21 protein-coding genes are annotated in these 22,848 nt (G+C 67.5%); 14 read left to right on the top strand and 7 right to left on the bottom strand.

What is annotated here, in order from left to right:
* The first annotated feature begins 318 nt into the window (after positions 1–318).
* Positions 319–1,275: a sugar-binding transcriptional regulator gene (locus ACZL02_RS09565; RefSeq protein WP_472937257.1), complete on the top strand. Its 957-nt coding sequence runs from the start codon at positions 319–321 to the stop codon at positions 1,273–1,275.
* A 17-nt stretch (positions 1,276–1,292) separates the two neighbouring features.
* On the opposite strand, the gene ACZL02_RS09560 is transcribed toward ACZL02_RS09565, so the two are convergent.
* On the bottom strand, positions 1,293–2,372 hold the full coding sequence (locus ACZL02_RS09560) for an acyltransferase family protein (RefSeq protein WP_496258422.1): 1,080 nt from the start codon (positions 2,370–2,372) through the stop codon (positions 1,293–1,295).
* A gap of 311 nt (positions 2,373–2,683) precedes the next feature.
* On the opposite strand from ACZL02_RS09560, the gene ACZL02_RS09555 reads away from it, so the two are divergent.
* The 7 genes from ACZL02_RS09555 (at position 2,684) to ACZL02_RS09525 (ending at position 11,150) form a co-directional block, all read left to right on the top strand.
* Positions 2,684–3,991: an ABC transporter substrate-binding protein gene (locus tag ACZL02_RS09555; RefSeq protein WP_472938119.1), complete on the top strand. Its 1,308-nt coding sequence runs from the start codon at positions 2,684–2,686 to the stop codon at positions 3,989–3,991.
* A 209-nt stretch (positions 3,992–4,200) separates the two neighbouring features.
* Positions 4,201–5,064 (top strand): carbohydrate ABC transporter permease, encoded by an 864-nt coding sequence (locus ACZL02_RS09550; RefSeq protein WP_472937259.1) that lies wholly within the window; start codon positions 4,201–4,203, stop codon positions 5,062–5,064.
* 3 nt (positions 5,065–5,067) lie between these two features.
* A complete protein-coding gene (locus tag ACZL02_RS09545) occupies positions 5,068–5,898 on the top strand; it encodes a carbohydrate ABC transporter permease (RefSeq protein WP_472937260.1) in 831 nt (276 codons plus the stop codon).
* Between the two features lie 13 nt (positions 5,899–5,911).
* A complete protein-coding gene (locus ACZL02_RS09540) occupies positions 5,912–6,919 on the top strand; it encodes an ABC transporter ATP-binding protein (protein WP_472937261.1) in 1,008 nt (335 codons plus the stop codon).
* Between the two features lie 151 nt (positions 6,920–7,070).
* A complete protein-coding gene (locus ACZL02_RS09535) occupies positions 7,071–8,537 on the top strand; it encodes a mannitol dehydrogenase family protein (RefSeq protein WP_472937262.1) in 1,467 nt (488 codons plus the stop codon).
* Between the two features lie 404 nt (positions 8,538–8,941).
* The gene (locus tag ACZL02_RS09530; RefSeq protein ID WP_472937263.1) at positions 8,942–9,331 is read left to right on the top strand and encodes a winged helix DNA-binding protein; all 390 of its coding nucleotides are present in this window, start codon (positions 8,942–8,944) and stop codon (positions 9,329–9,331) included.
* A gap of 169 nt (positions 9,332–9,500) precedes the next feature.
* Positions 9,501–11,150 (top strand): FGGY-family carbohydrate kinase, encoded by a 1,650-nt coding sequence (locus ACZL02_RS09525; protein ID WP_472937264.1) that lies wholly within the window; start codon positions 9,501–9,503, stop codon positions 11,148–11,150.
* A gap of 113 nt (positions 11,151–11,263) precedes the next feature.
* Here the strand turns inward: ACZL02_RS09525 and ACZL02_RS09520 are convergent, their stop codons facing one another.
* A complete protein-coding gene (locus ACZL02_RS09520) occupies positions 11,264–11,821 on the bottom strand; it encodes a hypothetical protein (RefSeq protein ID WP_472937265.1) in 558 nt (185 codons plus the stop codon).
* Positions 11,822–12,169: 348 nt separating this feature from the next.
* Here ACZL02_RS09520 and ACZL02_RS09515 point away from each other — a divergent pair, with 348 nt between their 5' ends.
* Positions 12,170–13,897: a peptidoglycan D,D-transpeptidase FtsI family protein gene (locus tag ACZL02_RS09515; RefSeq protein WP_472937266.1), complete on the top strand. Its 1,728-nt coding sequence runs from the start codon at positions 12,170–12,172 to the stop codon at positions 13,895–13,897.
* Positions 13,898–14,046: 149 nt separating this feature from the next.
* Here ACZL02_RS09515 and ACZL02_RS09510 read toward each other — a convergent pair whose 3' ends face one another.
* Positions 14,047–15,186, bottom strand: a complete 1,140-nt coding sequence (locus ACZL02_RS09510; RefSeq protein ID WP_472937267.1) for a glycosyltransferase family 4 protein — start codon at positions 15,184–15,186, stop codon at positions 14,047–14,049.
* A gap of 278 nt (positions 15,187–15,464) precedes the next feature.
* On the opposite strand from ACZL02_RS09510, the gene ACZL02_RS09505 reads away from it, so the two are divergent.
* Complete coding sequence (locus tag ACZL02_RS09505; RefSeq protein WP_472937268.1) at positions 15,465–16,226, top strand: SDR family NAD(P)-dependent oxidoreductase; 762 nt, start codon at positions 15,465–15,467, stop codon at positions 16,224–16,226.
* A gap of 37 nt (positions 16,227–16,263) precedes the next feature.
* Here ACZL02_RS09505 and ACZL02_RS09500 read toward each other — a convergent pair whose 3' ends face one another.
* Positions 16,264–16,761 carry a GNAT family N-acetyltransferase gene (locus ACZL02_RS09500; protein WP_472937269.1) on the bottom strand — a complete coding sequence of 166 codons (498 nt, stop codon included), beginning with the start codon at positions 16,759–16,761 and terminating at the stop codon, positions 16,264–16,266.
* 172 nt (positions 16,762–16,933) lie between these two features.
* Between ACZL02_RS09500 and ACZL02_RS09495 the strand changes: the two genes are divergently transcribed.
* Genes ACZL02_RS09495 through ACZL02_RS09485 form a run of 3 tightly spaced genes read left to right on the top strand, consistent with a single transcriptional unit; the run spans position 16,934 to position 19,289 of the window.
* Positions 16,934–17,290, top strand: a complete 357-nt coding sequence (locus ACZL02_RS09495) for an S-adenosylmethionine decarboxylase family protein (protein ID WP_472934067.1) — start codon at positions 16,934–16,936, stop codon at positions 17,288–17,290.
* The gene (locus tag ACZL02_RS09490) at positions 17,290–19,047 is read left to right on the top strand and encodes an HAD-IIIC family phosphatase (protein WP_472937270.1); all 1,758 of its coding nucleotides are present in this window, start codon (positions 17,290–17,292) and stop codon (positions 19,045–19,047) included. Before ACZL02_RS09495 ends, ACZL02_RS09490 begins: the two co-directional genes overlap by 1 nt.
* Positions 19,044–19,289 carry an acyl carrier protein gene (locus ACZL02_RS09485; protein ID WP_472937271.1) on the top strand — a complete coding sequence of 82 codons (246 nt, stop codon included), beginning with the start codon at positions 19,044–19,046 and terminating at the stop codon, positions 19,287–19,289. Before ACZL02_RS09490 ends, ACZL02_RS09485 begins: the two co-directional genes overlap by 4 nt.
* 64 nt (positions 19,290–19,353) lie before the next feature.
* Here the strand turns inward: ACZL02_RS09485 and ACZL02_RS09480 are convergent, their stop codons facing one another.
* The 3 genes from ACZL02_RS09480 to ACZL02_RS09470 all read right to left on the bottom strand — a co-directional run bounded on the left by ACZL02_RS09480 (position 19,354) and on the right by ACZL02_RS09470 (position 22,035).
* Entirely contained in the window at positions 19,354–19,968 is a 615-nt protein-coding gene (locus tag ACZL02_RS09480; RefSeq protein ID WP_472937272.1) for a LysE family translocator, read from the bottom strand.
* A gap of 78 nt (positions 19,969–20,046) precedes the next feature.
* Entirely contained in the window at positions 20,047–21,216 is a 1,170-nt protein-coding gene (locus tag ACZL02_RS09475) for a bis-aminopropyl spermidine synthase family protein (protein ID WP_472937273.1), read from the bottom strand.
* Positions 21,217–21,282: 66 nt separating this feature from the next.
* Entirely contained in the window at positions 21,283–22,035 is a 753-nt protein-coding gene (locus ACZL02_RS09470; RefSeq protein WP_472937274.1) for a Crp/Fnr family transcriptional regulator, read from the bottom strand.
* 443 nt (positions 22,036–22,478) lie between these two features.
* Between ACZL02_RS09470 and ACZL02_RS09465 the strand changes: the two genes are divergently transcribed.
* A complete protein-coding gene (locus ACZL02_RS09465; protein ID WP_472937275.1) occupies positions 22,479–22,721 on the top strand; it encodes a DUF6894 family protein in 243 nt (80 codons plus the stop codon).
* Positions 22,722–22,848 lie beyond the last annotated feature (127 nt).

Below are 22,848 nucleotides of genomic sequence, written 5' to 3'. Positions count from 1 at the left end.
CCAAATCGATCGTGCCTAAAAGAGAAGCCAAAAGCCGGAAAATCAAGGCGTCCCGCAAGAATTAGGGAAACTGCCGATAGTTTGATCGAACTGCCGCGTTTCTCACCGCATGCTGCTCAGTGAGCGGGCGCCTTCAGCCGCATTCGGGGGCATTTTGCTGGGGTTGGCGGCATCGGGTCAGTCCGCGAATCCATGCGGCGATCGAGCGGGCCGGCTTGCATGAGCGGCGGGCGCGGCCCTACACAGGGCAAGAGGATCGGCACGCCGTGCTCTCGGACGCCACGTCCGGGGCACCGCAGGGCCGGCGGAGGAGGGGATGTGGCCAAGACGCGGGAGGATGATGCGACGCGGCTGGACGACGCCGCTCGCGCCGGCTGGCTCTACTACGTCGCCGGCAACACGCAGGAGGAGATAGCCGCCAAGCTCGGCACGTCCCGCCAGTCGGCGCAGCGTCTCGTCTCGCTCTCTGTCTCTTCCGGTCTTGTCAAGGTCCGCATCGACCACCCCATCGCCGCTTGCCTCGAGCATTCGAGGGCACTGACGGAAAAATACGGCCTCTCATTCTGCGAGGTGGTGCCGTCCGATCCCGGCTCGGCGTCGACGACCCTCGGCATCGCCGAGGCCTGTGCGGCCGAGATGCAGCGCCGGCTCTCGCAGACCGAGCCGCTGGTGATGGCGATCGGCACCGGGCGCACCCTGAAGGCGGCGGTCGAGCGGTTGCCGACGATGACCTGCCCACAGCACCGGATCGTCTCGCTCACCGGCAACATCGCGCTCGATGGCTCTGCCTCGATCTACAACGTCATCTTCACCATGGCCGACGCCGTGCAGGCGCGGCACTACCCGATGCCGCTGCCGGTGGTGGTGTCGAGCCCCGAGGAGAGGGCGCTGCTGCACGAGCAGAAGGTGGTCCAGAGCACGCTGGCGCTCGCCGCCGTTGCCAGCGTCACTTTCCTCGGCGTCGGCGAGCTCGGCGCACGGGCGCCGCTGGTGGTCGACGGCTTCATCACGGCGGAAGACCGCGACCAACTCGCCGCCCTCGACGCGGTCGGCGAGATCGTCGGTTGGGCGTTCGACGCCGCTGGCCGCATTATCGACTGTCCGTTCAACGACCGGGTCGCCAGCGCACCGATCCCCGCGACGACCACCGGCGACGTGATCGTCGTCGCCATGGGCAGCGCCAAGACCGCACCGGTCCACGCTGCGCTGCGCGGGGCCATCGCCAACGGCCTGATCACCGACGAGACCACGGCCAAGGCGCTTCTGGCGTCTTGAAGCGGTTACCTCGCCCGTCAGTGCTGCTTGAACAGGAAGATCACTCCGACGGCGAGATACGCCAGGAAGTAGCCGCGCGCGAAGATGGCAAGGGCCAGAGGTCTGAGGCCGTTCACACGGCGTCTGAGGCGGCGGTACAGCCAGACATCCAGCATTCCGGCGGGAATGGAGATCGCCACGGCAGACCCGACGGCCAAGAACCAAAGCAGAGGCGGCGGCGCCGCAGGCATGAGCCGGTAGACGAGCAGGATGACCGGGACGTGGCAGAGGTAGAGGCCGTAGCTCCAGTCGCCCATCCGCTCGAGTGCGCGGCCGAAAACTGATGTCGTCGGTTGCGGCGTCTTCCGCTGGAAGGCGAGCCCGACAATGATCACGGCCGCGACTGCCCCGAGGAGGCGGGCGAGATCGAGGTCGACGAAGATGGCGCTGACCACGCAGCCAATGGCCAGGGCGCCGAGGGCCGGAGAAAAGCCCGTTTGCCGAATGATCGCGGGTATCAGCAATCCGCCGGCGAACGCCGCATTTGCCGGCAGGAAGAGCACCTGTAACAGCGTCGGAAAAAGCGTGCCATCCGCCGAGGCATAGGTCAGGGCGGTTGTCGCTAGGATCGCCCCGAGCCAGAGACAGGCGAAGGCCTCGAGCCAGCGCGTCAGGCTGAGGGTGCACAGCCCGTAGAGCAGGACGTAGAAGAACACCTCGGCGACCAGCGTCCACTCGATCCCCAGCACGTAGTCCGCCCGACGTCCGACGAGGCCGAGCGACAGGGCCCTGACGTCGCCGTGCAGCGCGCCGGTATTCAGCATCGACACCGTCAGGAAGACGAGGGCGAAGGCCGGGTAGATGCGGGCGAGGCGATGGGCCAGGAACAGGTCAGGGCCGGACCGGCGCACCAGGTCGGCCATCAGCGCTCCCGAGATCGCGAAGAAGACCGCGACCCCCAGCAGGCCGAAGATGCCGCCGAAGACCGCGCTGAAACTGTCGTTTCCGGTATCCCGCGCGAGATAGGCTGACGCGTGGAAAACGACCACGGCCATAGCGGCGATCCCGCGCAGCCACTGGATGTAAGGGCTTTTCTGAAAGCCGGGACTCGTCTGCATCGTGATCGATTGATGTCTGGAGGGCGTGCTCATCGCTAGAACATCCCGTCGGAATAAGCTCGATTCCGCAAGGTGCAGTCGGCGTTTGCGCGGTCGTTGGCTCGGTCAGGCGTCATCGCCAACATTCTCCACAACCAATTTCACGTCGCCGACCCGCAGCAGTGCCCCCAAACCCTCTGCATTCCCGACGATTGCGCAAGCGAATTGCTGCGCTGCCGCAGCGGATTGATTTGACACCCGATGCATCTAGTGGGAATTTGCCCGTCCATTGGTCAATTGCTCATGAAGCTGGGAGGCTCTTAATGACCCTGATGAAAATTCTCGCGGGTGCCGTGTCGCTGATGGCCTTCACGGCCGGCGCAAATGCCCAGACCACGCTGACCATCGGCACGGTCAACAATTCCGACATGGTCCGCATGCAGGGCCTCACCGAGGACTTCACCAAGGCGCATCCGGACATCGCCCTCAACTGGGTGACGCTGGAAGAGAACATCCTGCGCCAGCGCGTCACCACCGACATCGCCACCAAGGGTGGTCAGTTCGACGTGATGACCATCGGCACCTACGAGGTTCCGATCTGGTCCAAGCAGCAGTGGCTCGCCCCGCTCGACAAGCTCGGCGCCGATTACGATGCCGACGACCTGATCCCGGCGATCCGCAACGCGCTGTCGACCGACGGCACGCTCTACGCCGCGCCGTTCTATGCCGAGAGCACGCTGACGCTCTACCGCAAGGACCTGTTCGAGGCCGCTGGCCTCAAGATGCCGGAGAAGCCGACCTGGAACTTCATCGCGGAAGCCGCGGAGAAGATCACCAACAAGGACACCGGCGTCTACGGCATCTGCCTGCGCGGCAAGCCGGGCTGGGGCGAGAACATGGCCTTCCTCGGCAACATGGCCCGTGACTTCGGCGCCAACTACTTCGACGCCAACTGGAAGCCGCAGTTCGAGAGCGAAGGCTGGAAGAAGGCCGTCACCCTCTACGTCGACCTGATGACCAAGTACGGCCCTCCCGGTGCCGCCGCCAACGGCTTCAACGAGAACCTCTCGCTGTTCGGCCAGGGCAAGTGCGGCATGTGGATGGATGCGAGCGTCGCGGCGTCCTTCGTGACCGACCCGAAGCAGAGCCAGGTTGCCGACAAGGTCGGTTTCGCGCCGGGTCCTTGCGGCATCGAGAACTGCCCGAACGACGGCGCGAACTGGCTCTGGGCCTGGTCGCTGGCGGTCCCGGCGAGCTCCGAGAAGAAGGAGGCCGCGCAGACCTTCATCTCCTGGGCAACGTCCAAGGCCTATCTCGACCTCGTCGCCTCCAAGGAAGGCTGGGCCAACGTTCCTCCGGGCACGCGCACCTCGCTCTACAAGAATCCGGAATACGTGAAGGCCGCCCCGTTCGCCGAGGCGACGCTCGCCGCGATCAACAAGGCTGATCCGTCGATCGGCGAGGGCAAGCCCTATGTCGGCCTGCAGTTCGCCGCGATCCCCGAGTTCCAGGGTCTTGGCACCGCGATCGGCCAGCAGATGGCGGCCGCGCTGTCCGGCTCGGCCACGGTCGATGCGGCGCTTGCTGCCGCCCAGGCACAGGCGACCCGCGAACTGACCCGCGGCGGCTACATCAAGTAGGCCCGCGATCGAGGGCCGGCCCGCGCCGGCCCTCACATTGCCCGAGCTTTCGATGCCCGCTGTCGCCACGGCGCCGGGCGTCTGACGGCAGAACCATCCTTCGTCCGCACGCCAGTCTCCGGCTATCGCTGGCCGGAGGCCTCTAGCCCCTCAGACGGGTTTCGGCCGCCCCCCAGCGCTCGTGCGCGGCCCCTTGTCGGAACCGGATCATGGCGACAACCCAAACCAAGTCGGTCGCACGCCTGATGATGGCGCCTTCCGTCATCGTCCTCTTCCTCTGGATGCTGGTCCCGCTCGGGCTGACGCTCTGGTTCTCGACGCTGCGCTACGGGTTCTACAACCCCGAGACGCCGTTCGTCTGGTTCGAGAATTATTCCTATTTCCTCTCCGACCCGCGCTTCATCAGCGCCTTCCAGAACACGCTGCTCCTGGTGTTCGGTGTCCTCTGCGTCACCATCCTCGGCGGCATCCTGATCGCCCTGCTGCTCGACCAGGAATTCTATGGCCAGACCGTCGTGCGTCTTCTCGTGATCGCGCCCTTCTTCGTCATGCCGACGGTGGCCGCGCTGGTCTGGAAGAACATGATGATGAACCCGGTCTACGGCGTGATCGGGCAATTGCTGAACGCCGTCGGTATCGGGTCGATCGACTGGCTGACCAATTGGCCGCTGACGTCGATCATCATCATCGTCGCCTGGCAGTGGCTGCCCTTCTCCGTGCTCATCCTTCTGACCGCTTTGCAGTCGCTGTCGCAGGACCAGAAGGAAGCCGCCGAGATGGACGGCGCGGGCGCGCTCTCGATCTTCTGGTACATCACGCTGCCGCACATGAAGCGGGCGATCACCGTCGTAATCCTCATCCAGACGATCTTCCTCCTTTCCGTCTACGCCGAGATCGCGGTGACGACGGGCGGTGGCGAGGCCTCGTCGAACCTGCCCTTCCTGATCGCCTCGATTATCTCGCTGGAGGGTGACGTCGGAACGGCATCGGCCGGCGGCATCGTCGCCGTCATCGTCGCCAACGTCGTCGCGTTCTTCCTCGTCCGCATCGTCGGCAAGAACCTGGAGGCCTGAGCCATGGCCCGCGCCATCACCACGCGCCGTAAGATCGGCATGACGGTTCTCGCCTGGATCGTCGGGTTCCTGATCTTCTTCCCGATCCTCTGGACGATCCTGACCTCGTTCAAGTCGGAACTCGACGCGATCTCGATCCCGCCGAAATTCCTGTTCTTCAACTGGACGACCGAGAACTACGTCGCGATCCAGGAGCAGCGGAACTACTTCGCCTTCCTCTGGAACTCGGTGATCCTGGCGCTCGGCTCGACGGCGCTCGGCCTCTGCTTCGCCATTCCCGCCGCCTGGGCGATGGCCTTCTCGCCGACGAAGCGCACCAAGGACGTGCTGCTCTGGATGCTGTCGACCAAGATGATGCCAGCGGTCGGCGCCCTGGTGCCGATCACCATCCTGTTTCGCTATTTCGGCCTGCTCGACAGCCGCATCGGCCTGATCGTCATCCTGTTCCTGATCAACCTGCCGATCATCGTCTGGATGCTCTACACCTACTTCAAGGAAATTCCGGTCGACATCTTGGAGGCTGCGCGCATGGACGGCGCGAACCTTCGCAAGGAGTTGACGCAGGTGCTGGCGCCGATGGCGATCCCCGGTATTGCCTCGACCGTTCTCCTCAACGTCATTCTCGCCTGGAACGAGGCGTTCTGGACGCTGCTGCTGACCACCACGAACGCGGCACCGCTCAGCGCCTTCATCGCATCGTTCTCCAGCCCGCAGGGTAATTTCTACGCCAAGCTTTCCGCCGCCTCGACGCTCTCGATAGCCCCGATCCTCATCATCGGTTGGCTAGCACAGAAGCAATTGGTGCGCGGTTTGACCTTCGGCGCCGTCAAGTAAGGGAGGGGATCATATGGCTTCCATCAATCTGAGGCAGGTCGCGAAGCGCTTCGGGGACGCGGTGATCATTCCCGGTCTCGACCTCGACATCCAGCATGGCGAGTTCGTGGTCTTCGTCGGGCCGTCCGGCTGCGGCAAGTCCACGCTGCTGCGCCTCATCGCCGGGCTCGAGGACGTCTCGGGCGGCGTGATCTCGATCGACGGCAAGGACGTGACCAACGTCTCGCCCGCCGGCCGCCAGCTCGCCATGGTTTTCCAGTCCTATGCGCTCTACCCGCACATGACGGTCGGCCAGAACATCGGCTTCCCGCTGAAGATGGCCGGCGAGAGCAAGGACGCGATCCAGGCGAAGGTGCGCACTGCCGCGGCCACGCTGAACCTCACCGACTATCTCGAGCGCAAGCCGAAGGACCTTTCCGGCGGCCAGCGCCAGCGCGTCGCCATCGGCCGCGCCATCGTGCGCTCGCCGAAGGGCTTCCTGTTCGACGAGCCGCTGTCGAACCTCGACGCGGCGCTGCGCGTCAACATGCGCCTCGAGATCTCCGAGCTGCACCAGGAACTCAAGACGACGATGATCTACGTCACCCACGACCAGGTCGAGGCGATGACCATGGCCGACAAGATCGTCGTCCTCAACCGCGGCAATATCGAGCAGGTCGGCTCGCCGCTCGACCTCTACGAGAACCCGAAGAACCTCTTCGTCGCCGGCTTCATCGGCTCGCCCAGGATGAACTTCTTCACCGGTGCCTATGCCGAGGCCCGCGGCGCCCCGACCGTCGGCGTCCGGCCCGAGCACCTGAAGATCTCCAAGGATGCCGGCGACCTCAGGGGCATTGCCGGCGTCTCCGAGCACCTCGGCTCCGACACCTTCATCCACATCAAGATGGACAATGGCGACCAGGTCACCGCGCGCGGCCTCGGCGACTACCGCGTCAGCCATGGCGACCCGGTCTGGCTGACGCCCGAGCCGAACCGCACCCACCGCTTCGATGCGGCCGGCCTGACGCTCGGCAAGGCCTGAAACGTTTTCGCCAATGGCCCGGACCGGGTCAGGCGGCGACTGCATGGGAGGGGCCCGGCGCCCCTCCGCAATGAACGATAACCTAGCCATCAGACCACCGCCTGGCCGATCGATGCCGGGCGGCCGCGATGCCATTTCAGGAGCCCAAACCATGAGCGTCAGGCTGTCCTCCGCGACCCTTCCGGCCATCGCCGCCACTGCTTCCGTGCCAAGCTACGACCGCGCGACGCTGTCGGCCGGCATCCTGCATTTCGGCATCGGCAACTTTCACCGGGCCCACCAGGCTGTTTACCTCGACGACCTCCTCAACACGGGTGAAGGCCACGACTTCGCCATCGTCGGCGCCGGCATGCTCCCGTTCGAGACGGCCATGCGTGACAAGCTCGGCGCGCAGGATTACCTGACCACCGTCGTCGAGCAGGACAACAACCGCACCGCCGCGCGCGTGACCGGCCCGATGATAGACTACCTGCCGATCGGCGACGGCGCGGCGATCGTCGCCCGGCTTGCCGATCCCGCGATCCGCATCGTGTCCATGACCATCACCGAGGGCGGATACTTCGTCGACGCGTCCGGCCATTTCGATCCGGCGCATCCCGCGATCGTCGCGGACGGGGCCAACCCCGCAGCGCCGAAGACCGTCTTCGGCCTGATCGCCGCCGGCCTCAAGGCCCGCCGCGACGCTGGCGCCGCGCCGTTCACGGTGATGTCCTGCGACAACATTCCGCACAATGGTGTCGTTGCGAAGGATGCCGTCGCCGGCACCGCCGCGCTCTCGGATCCCGCGCTTGCCGACTGGATCCGCGCGAACGTCGCCTTCCCGAACTCGATGGTCGACCGCATCACCCCGGCCACCAGCCCGCGCGAGATCGAGAACCTGACGTCCGAGTTCGGCATCGACGACAACTGGCCGGTCTACTGCGAGGAGTTCAAGCAGTGGGTGATGGAGGATAATTTTCCCGCCGGTCGCCCGGCGCTGGAGAAGGTCGGCGTCACCTTCGTCGATGATGTCGCCCCCTGGGAGCTGATGAAGATCCGCATCCTCAACGGCGGCCATGCGGCGATCGCCTATCCCGGCATCCTCCTCGACATTCAGTTCGTGCACGAGGCGATGCAGCATCCGCTGATCGCCGCCTTCCTCGAGAAGCTGACCAAGGACGAGATCATCCCGGTCGTGCCGCCGGTGCCGGACACCTCGCTAGAGGACTACCGCAAGCTCATCGAGCACCGCTTCCTCAACCCGAAGATCGCCGACACCGTCGCGCGTCTGGCGCTCGACGGCTCGAACCGGCAGCCGAAGTTCATCGTCCCGACGATCCGCGACCGGCTCGCCGCCGGGCAGGGGATCGATGGTCTCGCGCTGGTCTCCGCACTGTGGTGCCGGGCACTCGGCGGCCCGTCGGAGGGCGGCAAGGACATGCCGCTGGTTGATCCGAACCTCGACCGAATCCGCGCGGCCGCGGTCGCCGCCAAGACCGATCCCGACGCCTTCCTCGCCCTGAAAGACGTCTACGGCGACCTTTCCGGCAACGCCGTCTTCCGCGAACGCTTCGCCTTCATGCTGCGCTCGCTGTGGGACAAGGGCGTCGTCGAGACCCTGACGGCCTATCTTCGCTAAGGCTCGCCGTAAAAGGCTCGTCTCGCCTGCTTCGAACGCGCCGCGTCGACGCGGAAACCTCGGTATCCCGGACCTGATCCGGGATACATTCCTGTCCGCGGTGGGGCGCCTGGCGATGAAGGCGGGGCACCTGACTACGCTGGCATGGGCTGGCCAAAGCCATTCCCCAAGGGTCACAGGTCGGACCGAAGTTCAGACGACCCGCCATCGGCGAAGGCCCGTCGATTTCCGCCGCCAGCGCAATCCCCAAATCGCTTGGCACGGTTCGCACCTCCAGCTTCGCGCCAGCATTGACCCCGACAACTGTTTCCCAAGCAATGATCATAAAGGGATACGATATGTCCGCGACTGTTTTCGAAGAAAGCCTGACGGAAGACGCCGAGAAAGAACGCCTGGCGACGTCGATGATCGAGGTCTCCAAGCTGACGCGTGACCTCCTCGCGCTGCATCTGGCCACGATCGCGCTGTCACCCGGCGAAGACGACTACATGCTTGCGCTGAACCCCCGTGGGCCGACCGACCTCGGCGAAGCCGCGGAGGAACTCGGTGTTCATCCGACCGCTGTCACCGCTGCGTATGATCGTTTGCGCGTCCGCAACCTCGTCGACGTCGACGGCAACGTGATCACGCTGACGGAGTCCGGCAAGCAAACCCGGTCGTGTATTTCCACCATCTACCGGATGGTCGGCGAAGACATCGCCAGCCGGCTCAGCGTCGATCGTCTCGACGTCATCAGAAGCGTGCTCGACGACGTGAAGAAAAACATGAAGCAGGCTCTCCGGAAGGCGCGATAGCCTGAGCTACCGGTTGCTCGCTCTCGCCACACAGTGCTTCGAGAGCGATCTCCGGGCCGGTCGAGCCGGGCTTTCGGAAAGGCGGGGCGACGTAAAGTCGTCGCGGCGGGCGCTTCCGATTTCCCGCTCGATGTTCTAACTCGTTTCCCGAAAGACTTCGGGAGCGACCATGCAGAATCTCTTCATCGGCGTTGATGTGGGCACCGGCAGCGCACGCGCCGGCGTTTTCGATGAGATCGGCCGGCTGCTCGGCGCCGCCAAGCGGCCGATCCGCATCTGGACGGAGGAGGGCGGGCTGGTCGAGCAGTCCTCCGCCGACATCTGGGCCGCCGTCGTCGCATCCGTGCGCGAGGCCATGGAGCGCGCCGACGCCGATCCCGCCGCCGTGCGCGGCCTCGGCTTCGACGCGACCTGCTCGCTGGTGGTGCTGGACGGCGAGGGCCGCTCGCTTCCGGTCGGGCCTTCCGAGGATCCGCAGCGCGACATCATCGTCTGGATGGACCACCGCGCGATGGACCAGACCCGGCGCATCAACGACACCCATCATGCGGTGCTGACCTATGTCGGCGGCGTCATCTCGCCGGAGATGGAAACGCCGAAACTGCTGTGGCTGAAGGAGAACCGTCCGGCGGTCTTCGCACGCGCCGGGCACTTCTTCGATCTCGCCGACTTCCTCTCCTTCCGGGCGACCGGCAGCCTGGCGCGGTCCGTCTGCACGGTCACCTGCAAGTGGACCTATCTGGCGCATGAGTCGCGCTGGGACGCCGACTATTTTCACGCGATCGGTCTTGGCGAACTCGCCGACGAGGGCTTTCAGCGCATCGGCACGGAGATCGTCGACATCGCCTCGCCGCTGGGCCAGGGCCTCACCGCCGCCGCTGCGGCTGAACTCGGCCTCGTCGCCGGCACCCCGGTCGGCGCACCGCTGATCGACGCGCATGCCGGCGGCGTCGGCACGCTCGGCGGCAAGAGTGGCGGCAAGGACGGCGTCGGTGCCGAGCCGGCCGACCCGGCGGCGCAGATGGCGATGATCATGGGAACGTCGTCCTGCGCGATGATGCTCACGCCGGAGCCGGCGTTCGTCGATGGTGTCTGGGGGCCCTATTACGGCGCGCTGCTGCCGGGCTACTGGCTGCTCGAAGGCGGCCAGTCGGCCTATGGCGCCGGGCTCGACTACCTCGTCGGCCTGCATCCGGCGACGCCGGCAGCCCGGGAGGCCGCGGCGTTAAAGGGGATCGGCCTGCTCGACTTCCTGGAGCAGCGGGCAATCTCGCTGGCCGGTTCGATCGAGGCGGCCGCGCGGCTGGCGAACGCCATCCATGTCGTGCCGGAATTCCTCGGTAACCGGTCGCCGGAAGCCGATCCGAAGGCGACGGCGGTGATTGCCGGTCTCGGCCTCGACACCAGCCTCGACAGCCTCGTCCGCCTGTTCGTCGCCGGCCTCTGCGGCCTCTGCTACGGAACCCGCCAGATCGTCGAGGCGACACGCGCCCGCAAGGTCGACATCGGCACCATCGTCGCCAGCGGTGGCGCCGCCCGCAGCCCGTTGCTGCGGCGTATTCTCGCGGATGCCGCCGATCTGAAGGTCGCGCTGCCGGAGACCGCCGAGCCGGTTCTGCTGGGATCGGCGATGCTCGGCGCGGTGGCCGCCGGCAGCTATCCCGATCTCCGGCAGGCGGCGGCCGCCATGTGCCGGACGGGTGACGAGATCACGCCTGCGGGCGGCGAGATCGCCACCTTCCACCAGGCGAAGTTCGCGGTCTACGAAATCCTCCAGACGGCCGAGCGCGCCTCGCGACGTCACATGCTCGGCGTCTGAGCAAGGCGCCCGCCAGCTTCCTTTTCCCTGTGCCCTCAGGTTCCAGCCACGAACGAGGTCCCGGGGATTGATCGTCCTGCACTGGGCGTTGGGGGGACGCTGGCGGCGTCCTGCTACTCCTCCTGCGAGACCACGAAGTCCTGGTCGAAGCTCGAGACCTCGTCGCTCGACGTGTCGTGCAGCGTATAGGTGACGGTGTAGTTGCCGGGAGGGGCGCTTTCGAGGGTCAGCGTCATGTCGATGGAGTATTCCTGGTTCTGCTCGTGGCTCTCCTGCTTGACCGACATGAAGCCCTTCTGGTCGCTGACGAGGGTGCCATCCGAGGTCTTCAAGGCGAGATCGATGACGAAGCCGATCTCGTACTTGCCGCCGTCGACGGGCTTCCAGCCGAAGCCGACCGGCTCGACATAGGAGATGATCGGCTCGCCGGGCTTGAAGATGTTGTTGTCGCGGGCGTCGTACATGCCGTAGCCGGTCGAGCTCGCCTTGACGAAGGTCACCTTCTTCTCGGTCAGCGGCAGCTGTTCCCAGGCCGCCTTGCTGGCGGTTTCCGCCGTCTGCAGCGCCTCGATCGTCTGCGCCGACGCCATCGTCGCGAATGCCGGCATCGCCAGACCCGCCGTCACAAGGGCCAGCATTGTCGCCGCGGCCCGTTCCGAAACCAGTGTCATCTCATTCTCCCGAGAAACGGGCTCCTCCCGCCCCGAATCAAGCCGTAGCACGGCCCTTGCCGCGGCGTCACGGCGCCCTCTGCTCTCTGCCGCATGCCCACGGGGAAATGATCGCCGCGGGCGGTGCCGGGCGTTCGCACGCCGCGTCATTGCGATGCCGCGTCGGTGTCCCGGTCGCGCCGAGCCCTTGATGAACGGTGAAATTCTTTCGCCGACATTTACCAAGTCTTTAGGATGAATGTGGGACCTGTAGGGATCGAAAACGGGCCGGGCTCGCACTCTCATGCGGGCTGCCGGCGCGAGCGGGGGTCGAGCCCGCCGCGTGCCGGCTTGCGACAGGATATCTCCATGCGTCTTCCGAAGCTTCCGGCCCTCCCGATCCGCCTTCCGAAGGTCGCTGCCGCGCCCGGTCCGACGGCGGACGGCTGGACCGTCCAGCCGCGCAATGCCCGCCGGAGCAAAAGCCGCTTCCTGCTGGCCGTCGGCCTGTTCTGCGGCGTCTATGGCGTGATCGGTGGCCGGCTGGCGATGATCGGCATTGCCGGCGATCCGACCAGCGCCTACCAGGCCGGCGCGCAGCGCGGCCCGATCACGCGTCCCGACCTTCTCGACCGCAACGGCGAGGTGCTGGCGACCGACATCAAGATGGCGTCGCTGTTCGCCGAGCCGAAGCGCATCGTCGATGTCGACGAGGCCACCGAGGCGCTGCTCAGCGTGCTGCCCGATCTCGACCCGAAGAGCCTGCATGCCAAGCTGTCCTCCGAGCAGGGCTTCGCCTGGCTGCGGCGCGAGCTGACCCCGCGCCAACAGCAGCAGGTCTTCGCGCTTGGCCTCCCCGGTATCGGCTTCCGCACCGAGAAGCGCCGCTTCTATCCCGGTGGCAACACCGCCGCCCACGTCCTCGGGCTCACCAACATCGACAACCAGGGCATCTCCGGCATGGAGAAGTATGTCGACGACAGCGGCTTCCGCGACCTCCAGGCCAGCGGCTTTGCCGGCAACGGCAAGCTCGAGCCGGTCAAGCTCGCGCTCGACCTGCGCGTCCAGCACGTGCTGCGCGACGAGTTGACGGTGGCGATGAAGAAGTACCGCGCGATCGCCGCCGGCGGCCTGGTGATGGACGTCGAGACCGGCGAGATCGTCGCCATGGGCTCGGTCCCCGACTACGACCCGAACAACCCGGTCGACGCGCAGAAGAAGGAGAACCTCAACCGCATCTCCGCCGGCGTGTTCGAGATGGGCTCGACCTTCAAGATCTTCACCACCGGCATGGCGCTGGATTCGGGCAAGGTGAACATCAACAGCTCGATCGACACGACGCCGTTCCGCGTCTCCGGCCATACGATCAAGGAGTTCCACAACAAGGGCTCCTCGCTGACGGTGCCGGAGATCTTCAAGTACTCCTCGAACGTCGGCTCGGCGCGCGAGGCGGACATGGTGGGCATCGAGGGGCACCAGGCCTTCCTCACCCGGCTCGGCTTGCTCAGCCGCATCAAGACCGAGCTGCCGGAGGTCGCGACGCCGACCCAGCCGAAAGTCTGGAAGAAGATCAACTCGATGACCATCGCCTTCGGCCATGGCGTGTCGACGACGCCGCTGAACACCGCGGTCGCCGCCGCGGCGCTGATCAATGGCGGCTTCTACATCCCGCCGACCTTCCTGCCGCGGACCAAGGCCGAGGCCGATGCAATCAAGGTGCGGGTCGTCGAGGAGCGAACCTCGAAGGACATGCGCACGATCTTCCGCATCAACGGCGAGGAAGGCTCGGGCCGCAACGCCAACATTCCCGGCTACCACGTGGGCGGCAAGACCGGCACGGCCGAGAAGGTCGAGCACGGCAAGTACAACCACAACAAGATCTTCAACGCTTTCGTCGGCGCCTTCCCGATCGAGAAGCCGCGCTATCTCGTGCTCGCCATCATCGACGAGCCGAAGACCGAACCGGGCAAGCCGAACGCCCAGGCCGGCTGGAACGCCGCGCCGATGGTGGGCGAGATCGTCCGCCGCTCCGCCACCTTCCTCGGCGTGAAGCCCGACTTCGGCGACATCGGCCGCACGCTGATGGTAAAGTACTGAGCCAGCGCTGCTCAGCGGAACGCTCCTCGCAAACCGCTTCGTGACATCGGAGGAGACGGGGAAACGCCGCCTGCGTCGGCGGCTTTCACGATGTCACCGCCGCCGGCACCGATTGCCATAGGCGGCCGCCGCGATACCGGGCCCGGTTGTCAGGACGCCAGCAGTGCGGCGTAGAGCGCCTTGACGCTGTCCATCACCTGCCGCTCGGTATGACCGGCCAGCACCCTGGCGCAGGCCGCATGGCCCATGGCGGTGACGGTCAGCGGCTCTTTGGCGAGGCGCACGAAGGCCGCCGCCAGCGCTGGCGCATCGCCGGGCGGCACCACGATGCCGCTGATGCCGTGCTCGACGAAACTGCGGCAGCCCGGCACGTCGGTGGTGACCATTGCCCGCCCGCAGGCCGCGGCCTCCAGCAATGTCCGCGGCAGGCCCTCGCCGCCGCGCGAGGGGAGGCACGCGACGTGATGCTGCCGCCACACCGCGGCGACGTCGCCCGCATGGCCGTGCCAGCCGACGCCGTCCTCACGCGCCCAAGCCTCGAGCGTCGCTTGCGGCACCGCTTTGGGGTTGGATGGATCCGGCGCACCATAGAGCGAGAGCTCGACGTCGGCGCCCGCTTGCCGCGCCAGCCGCACCGCCTCGACGGCGATGTCGACGCCCTTCGACCACAGCATGCGGGCGACGAGCGCCACCCGGAGCGGTGGCTGGCCGGGCAGCGGCAGCTCGGGAAGAGCGACGGGATCGACGCCGGCGCCGCCGACGATCGTCACCTCGGGCGCGCTGGGATCGAGGCCGAGAAGCCCGGGATCGTCGGCATTCTCGAACAGATAGCGGGTGCGCGGCGTCGACAGCGGCCCGCGGATCGCCGCCTTCACCAACGCGCGCGCACCCTTGCCGACGCGGTCCTGCTTGGCGCCGATCAGGCCGAGACCGGTGAGCGCGAAGATCCGCCGTTCGATCCCGGCAAGGCGGGCGGCCAAGCCCCCGAGGAGGATCGGCTTCAGCGCGATGCAGTGGACGATGTCCGGCCGCTCCGCCCGTATCACCTGCGCCAGCCGGCGGACAACGCCCACCGCCGCCAGCGGATTAAGGCTCCGCCGCTCGGCCTCGAGCGCGATCGGCACGGCACCGGTCGCCGCGATCGCCCCGGCATGCCCGCGGATCCGGCAGACGACGCGCACCTCCAGCCCCATCTCGCGCGCCGCCCGCGCCATCGGCAGGAAGTGCGAGGCGAAGAACCAGTCCTCGGTGACGACGAACAGGATTTTGCGGGGAGGGGCGGCAGGCATGGCGGGTCCGGATAGGGCTCCCCGCGGCGGGGCAGGATGCCGCTCCCTTACCGCATCGCACCGCGTCCGCAAAACCGCGGGCGAGGAGGAGGCGTGCCGTCCTCCCGGCGGCGTCTCGACGGTCCCGGCCTCTGGCGCCTCTGCACCTCAGCTGGACGGCGCGAGGCCAAGCCCCGCTTGCCGGCAGAAGGGCTTGACCGGCCGCGGCGGCGGTGGTGGATGCTCGCGGGCGTCCGGCGCGAGTGCGGACGAGAGACCGAGGCTGCTGGAGCGCACCGATGACCTACGCCACCTATCCCAGCCTCGAGGGCGTTGCCGTCATCGTCACCGGCGGCGCCTCCGGCATCGGCGCCGAGACCGTGCGTGCCTTCGCCGGGCAAGGCGCGCGGGTCGGCTTCATCGACATCGACGCAGCCCGCGGCGCGGCGCTGGCCGCCGAGCTCTCGGCGTCGGGCGGCCGGGTCCGCTTCGAGGCTTGCGACCTCCGCGACATCGACGCGCTGCGCACCGTGATGGCGTCGCTGGAGGCCGCGCACGGGCCTTGCGGCGTCCTCGTCAACAATGCCGCTCGCGACGACCGGCACGGTTTTGCCGAGGTGACCCCGGACTATTACGACGAGCGCATGGCGACCAATCTCCGCCACCAGTTCTTCGCCATCCAGGCCGTGGCGCCCGGCATGATCGCCGCGAACAAGGGCTCGATCATCAATCTCGGCTCGGTTTCCTGGATGCAGACGATGGGCGGCATGCCGGTCTATGCCTCGGCCAAGGCCGCGGTGCATGGGCTGACGCGCTCGTTTGCCCGCGATCTCGGCGCGCACCGCATCCGCGTCAACACCGTGGTGCCGGGCTGGGTGATGACCGAGCGGCAGAAGGAGCTCTGGGCGACGCCGGAGGGGGTCGCCGCGCACCTGCAGCGCCAGTGCATCCCGGTGGAGATCGAGCCGGTCTATCTCGCCCGGATGATTCTCTTCCTCGCCTCGGACGAAGCCGCCATGTGCACCGGCCAGGATTTCTTCGTCGACGCCGGCTCGACCTGAGCGGTTTCGGCCTCGCGCTATGATCTAGGCTTCGTCCTTACTCGGTCCGGCGCCGCGGCGCGTCGGGGCCGATGTCGAGCTCGTAGACCACGTGCCGCTCGGCAAAGCCGGCGAGCTGGTAGAGCGAGCGCATCGCCGCATTGCTGGTGGCGGTGCGCCCGACGATGCGGGTGAAACCCTTCGCCTCGGCATGCGCCATCACCGCGCGCAGGAGCGCCACGGCCGCCGCCGGCCCGGCGCGGGCGCCGTCGACGTAGAGGCTGCGGAAGTCGGCATAGCTGTCGCCGGTGATGAAGTTCTGTCGCGCCGCGACCCAGGCCCAGCCGATCACCGCGCCATTCGCGCCGACCAGGACCTTGGTCCAGTCGTCGCCGTATTTCAGCAGCTTGACGAGCTTCTTGCGGTAGTGGTCGAGGTCGGTAACCGCCTCGTCGGCAAAGGACCGCACGGCGATCTCGGCCTCGAAACCGGCGACCGCGTCGATGTCGGCTGGACGAAAATCGCGCAAGGTGAAGCGGGGAGTATCGGCCGGCATCGCGCCCTTTCCAAGGAGAAGCGGGCCTCGAAAGTCCGCTGTGCTTGCCGCTCGGCGGCGCAATCATTATAGAACCGGCTTCGTGGAACCGGCCAAGGCGAGCGATCGCCGCCGTCCGTCCTGACGCCGTTTCCCGGCGCGGCCTGAATACAGCTTGCAGAATGGTGACGCCATGAGAATCCGGCAGGTCCTTGCGGACATGCGCAATTGCAACGCGCTCATGGAAGACGAGACCGCGCTGCGCGAGGCGGCCGTCGCCGCGGCAACCGCCGCCGGCGCGACGGTGATCGGCGAGCACGCCCAGCGCTACGTGCCGCACGGCGTGACCTTCGTGCTGTTTCTGGCCGAGAGCCACATCATGCTGACGACCTGGCCGGAATACCGCCTGGTGATGGCCGACATCCTCCTCTGCAACCCCGACATGTCGGAAGATGCGGCCATCGATGAGATCGCCCGGCGGATCTGCCCGGACGGCGTCGTCGAGCGCAGCTACGTCACCCGCCACATCGAGTCGCTCGGAACCGTCTGATGCGCCCCGCCGGCTGGCATTTCCTGCCCTCCGGCGGCGAACGGCCGACGCGCGGCAGCCTGCTCGCCGCTGCCGAGACCGGGCCGGCCGCGCTGGCGCGGGAGCTCCGCGCGGCGCGGGCCATCCTCGGCGCAACCCGAGCGGCGGCTCTCCTGCAGGCGGCCGAGGCCGATGCCGGGCACCGTTTCGGCCGGCCGATGCCGGTTCTCCTCGCCACCACCCAACAGCCGCGCTCGCTCGCCGACGCGCTGACCCTCGGCTTTGCCATCGCCGGCTTCGCGCTGACGCTGCGCAGCGTCGAGGGCATTCTTGGCGTGCGCACCTTGCTGTCGGAGGGGGCGGACGCGCCGGCTGATCCGCAGGAAAAGTCCGCGGCCGGTAGCGATCCGGCAGCGGGCGTGCGGATGACCTTGCTGTCCATGCCGGATGACGGCGCTTCGCCCGAGAGCGCCGCCGCATTGGGCGACCTCGCGGCAAGGCTGGCAGTACTGACCATGGCGCCGGTGGCGCTCGCACGGTTCAGGCTGCCCGGCATGCCGGCTGGCGGAGCCGCGGAGGGCGCCGACGTCGCGCCGCTCGACATCCCGGTTGCCGCGGTGTTCGACCAGCGCTTTGCCGCTACCTTCGGTGCGATCCTCACCAGCGAAGCTGCCGATCGCCTTGCCGATGCTGCCGCCGGCCTTGCCGCCCGGCTCGAGGGCACGGCGCCAAAGCTCTTGATCACCGATCTCGACGGTACGCTCTGGCAGGGCGTTCTCGGCGAGGGCGATGACGTCGTCACGGGCGACGGCATGCCAGCGCTGCACCGCGCCTATGCCGAAACGCTGTCCGCCCTCGGCGACCGCGGCCTGGTGCTCGCCATCGCCAGCCGCAACGATCCCGCCGACGTCGAGGCTGCGCTGCGGTTCGTCGCGCCGCTCGGGCCCGACGCCTTCGCCGCCCGCGCCGTCGGCTGGGCCGACAAGGCCTCGCTCGTCGCCGATATCCTCGATCGGCTCGGCCTCGCGCCCGATCACACGGTGTTCATCGACGACGACCCGGTGAACTGCGCGGCCGTCGCTGCGCGCTTTCCGGCGATGGATGTTCGCCTCTTCGCCGGGGACCCGGATGCGTTTGCTGCAGCGCTCCTTGCCGATCCGCTGCTGGCGGGCGGGCCTTCCGGGCCCGAACGCGCGGCGCAGTACCGGCGCCGGGCGGCGGTGGAACGCTTGCGCGATACGGCGGCGGACGAGGCGGCCTTCCTGCGGGGGCTCAACACCCGCGTCACGCTGCTGCCGCTCGGTGCCCCGCTGCGCCCGCGTGCGGCCGAGCTGGCGAGCCGGGTCAACCAGTTCCTGTTCACCGCCTACCGGCCGAACGGACCACAGCTCGCCGCCCGGCCGGACGGGCTCGACACCATGGCGCGCCTCGACGACGCTTTTGGCGCGCACGGGCTTGTCGGGCTGGTGCTGGCGCACCGGGAGGGCGAGGAGGCCGTCATCGACAATCTTTTCCTCAGCTGCCGCGCGCTGCAGCGCGGCGTCGAAGGCGCGCTGCTCCATGGTCTCGCGATTCAGGCGAAAGCGGCCGGGCTCCGGCGCATCCGTGCCGAGATCCAGCCTCTGCCGCGCAACCAACCTGCCCGCGACGCGCTCGCCCTTCATGGCTTCGTCGCGTCGGACGGGGGGTGGATCTACGATCTCGGCCTTGCGGGCGGGGCGCTCGACGGCGTACCCGAGGGAATCGACCTTATCCTCACGCCGGGAGCGCCGACTTGACCACTTTTGCCCAGGCGATCATCGCCACCGCCGCCGACGTGCTCGACCTCTCGCCCGAGCAACTCTCGCCCGACACCAAGGCCGCCGACGTCAGCGCCTGGGACAGCTTTGGCCATGTCCGCATCGTCCTCGCCCTCGAGGCAGAGTTCGGCGTCGAGCTGACCATGGCCGAGATCGAGCGCTCCGACAGCGTGGCCGGCCTCGTCGCCGCCGTCGAGGCGGCCCAGAAGCGGGCAGCCTAGCCCGGCCTCTGACCCCGGCCCTTTCCGAGCCTGGGGGCCCTTTTGTAGAGCTGGAATCTGTTGGTCAACGGGTGGCGATGGCGGCCGCTGCCAACGCCATGGCGCCGCCGCTGATCTGGTTGATGCGCCGGACGGCGCGGCTGTTGCGCAGGAGATGCCGGGCCCTCGATGCCAGAAGGACCCAGGTCAGATCGATCGCGACCAGGGTGACGAGGAGCGTCGCCACGAGTTCCAGCCAGCCTGTGCTGGTGACCCCCTGCATGTCGATGATCGAAGGCAGGAGGGTGAGGTAGAACAGCATGTTCTTCGGATTGCCGATCGAGACGGAAAGGCCGGAGAGGAAGGTCGCGGCGGCGCTGCCGCGGATCGGGATCTCCCGCTCGCCCTCGGCCTCCGGCTGGCGCGTGAGCAGCTGCCAGGCGAGGAAAGCCAGGTAGGCGATGCCGATCCATTTGATGATCTCGAACAGCCGGCTGAACGTCGCGGCAAGCGTCGCCAAGCCGGCAATGGCGGCGCTGAGCCAGAGCGCTTCGCCCAGCCAGATGGCGAGCAGGAACGGCAGGACACCGCGCACGCCGCGTGACAGGACGCGGGCGACCAGCGCGGCCACGGTCGGACCGGGACTGATCGAATCAGCGAGAATTGCGCCGGCGAAGACGAGGAGGGCCATCAGGGTCATGCTGCCACGGTAACACGGCTGCGGTGCCGGGCCAGCGGGTTTTCGCTGGCGGGATAGGGCGTGCTCTGGAAGCCTGCGTCAGTGAGCGGTCTTGGCATGCAGGCGCTTGAACACCGTCGCGCCGCAGTGCGGGCAGCCGGCCGCTTTCAGCGCCTCGACGGTGGTGAAAGTCTCCTTCGGGCCGACCGGCGTCACCGTTCTGCAGGCCCGGCACTGGTAGCGGCGGTCGCGCGGGCGGACCTCGGCCGTGTAGATCGGCGCGGCGAAGGCGCCGTCGGCGGCGGTCAGCGGACGGGTCCGGCTGGTGGTCCGGAGATCGATCAGCTGGCCGACTGAGCCGAGGATCGAGGCCCCCTGATAGGCATTGAAAGAGGGACGAATGCGGGTTGCGACGAGGCCCATCTCGGTTAGCCGCGCCTGCAGGTCCAGGAGGTCGTCGGGCGCGAGATCGCCATAGGAGAGGAAGCCCGGCAGGCCGGGCTCGTCGCGCAGTCCCTCGAGCCCGCGGGAGACGAACAGCGCCATGCCGTCGACGGTATAGGGCGGGTCGGTCTCAAACACGTCGAACTGGCGGCGCAACGCCTCCGGCAGCGGATCGCGCAGGTCCTGCGCGACGATCTCGATGGCGAGGCCATGCCGCTCGGCGGCTTCGGTGATGTGGGCGATGCGGGCGGGATCGAGCTCCAGCACGGTCAGTCGGCGCGGCCGGGCGCCGATCGCGCGGGCGAGCAGTAGCAAGGCGACCGACATCGAATCATCGTCGCCGAGCACCAGGATGGAGCGCCCGTCGAGCGCCCCGGCCTCGTGCATGGCGAGCGCCCGCCGCACCGCCGTCTCCGGCGTGCAAGGGGCCTGGTCGAGCGTCACGTCCACCGCCGGTCCGCGGGCGACGTGCTCTTCCATCAGCCGGACGAGATCGACGAGATCGGGCGCCACCACGACGCCATGGCCGTGGCAGCAGGAGCAGCGCGCGTCGTGCCGGGCGGAGATGCCGAGGATCTCGGCGCAGAAGGACTTGCCGGCTTCGCTGAGTTCGACGCCCTGGCCCCGGTCGAGGAGGCCACAGAGTTCTAGCTCCCGCCGCACCGCACCGACCACGGGCAACGGCATCCGCACCTGTCGCGCCAGATCGCGCAGCAGCAGCGGCCCGTCGCGAAAGGCGGTGCGCAGGATCAGCGCGACCCCCTCGGCGCCTTCGCGCAAGGAGGTCGACGCGGCGATGGTGGCAAGAAGCTGGGCGTCGGTCATCGCCGGATTAAGCGCGATGCCGGCCGGATGTCCACTCTTGCCCGGGTCTTGCCGGGGCGCAGAGGGTCAGTCGACCGCCGCCAGCGACCTGCGTTCGGCGAGGCAAGGCGGCTGGATCAGCCGTTCGTATTCGGCCTCCGGAATGCCGTAGCTGCCGGCGGTCATGGCGATCAGCCTGGTGCGGTCGAGGATGCGGACATTGCCGCGCATGGCGCGCACCACGCCCAGCCCTTCGAGCATCTGGATCTCCTGCGTCACGCTGGCGCGCCTGACGCCCAGCATTCGTGCGAGGATGTCGTGCGTCAGCGGCAGGTCGTCGGTGTCGACGCGGTCGTGGCACATCAGCAACCAGCGCGCCAGGCGCTGGTGAACGTTGAAGCGCGTCACCGCGAGCATGGAGTGGGCGAGCTGGATGTCGACGCTCTGGAGATAGCGCAGCAGCAGTCCGCGCAGGCTGGCGCTCCGGTCGAGGGCGCGGGTCAGCGGCCCGGCGTCGATGCGCAGCGCCGACCCGGGAACCTGCACCATCATCTGGCTCGACGGCAGCGGCGCACAGTGGAGGATGTGGCGGCCGGACATGCCCTCCCGGCCGATGTGGCCGACCTCAGACAGATCGCCCTCCTGGCCGACGACCACCGACGAGCAGATGCCGCTCTCGAAGAACATCGCGCCGTCGCTCGGGCTGTCGGGGCCTTCGACGATGCTGCGCAGGGGCAAGGGACGGTAGATCAGATGCGGCGCCAGGAGCGAGAAGTCCGCCGGTGCAAGCGCCCGCAGCAGGCGGTTGCGAACGTTGGACTGCAGGATTGGCACGGACATCAACGACCCTTACGCCCTCACTCTCGGGCCAGTTGGACAGTACGCGGCATCAGCGAACTGCCGTCTAAGTGTTCATTGCATATTTAGTTCCGAAGCGACATCCGCTAGGCGCCTACTGTTTGTCAACAGCGTTAAGGTCGTTTGTCCGCCCTGACGATGCGCCCCGAAGGGTTCTCCCGGATGCCAGCCTCCCGACGAGGATTTTGCCTGAAAAAGAGCGCGACCTTCGATGACGCGCTGTGCTGTAGTGCCGTGCAGGAATAGCCGCGCACAGCACCATCGGAGCATCGGCTTCGGCCTGTCGCTGTGGGCAATCGTAGTCCGCTTCACGCACCGTGCCTAAGTGAATAGCGAGGTCACCCGCATGGACAACGCCCCGGAAAATTCAGAAGATGCGGGAACGGTGAACCCGGGTGGACTGCATCGACATAGGAAGTGGGGATATGCCGCACTACTATTTCCCCCTGCGCGATGGAAACGACGTCATCGAGGATCCGGAGGGTAGCGCCTTTCTCAACCTCCAGGCGGCACGGCAGGAAGCGCTGGCCACCGCACGCGAGATCCTCGCCGAGCGGGTCCGGACCGGCCAGGTGGTCGGCGGGCAGCAGATCGACATCTGCGATCCGCAAGGGCAGAGGCTCTCCACCGTGACGTTTTGCGAGGCCTTCAAGCTCTGGACCCACTGATGCGGCAGCGGGTGAAGGGATGCAGGTCGACGCGGCGTCCGTAAACACCTGCAGGCGCCGGCAGACGGGCTACCTCTTCCGCCAGGGTTATGGCCGTTTTCCCGCGCTCAACCCATTGCACCGATCG

The organism is Mesocryomonas fontinalis (assembly GCF_055730125.2).
This window is presented reverse-complemented; position numbering and strand designations above follow the sequence as displayed.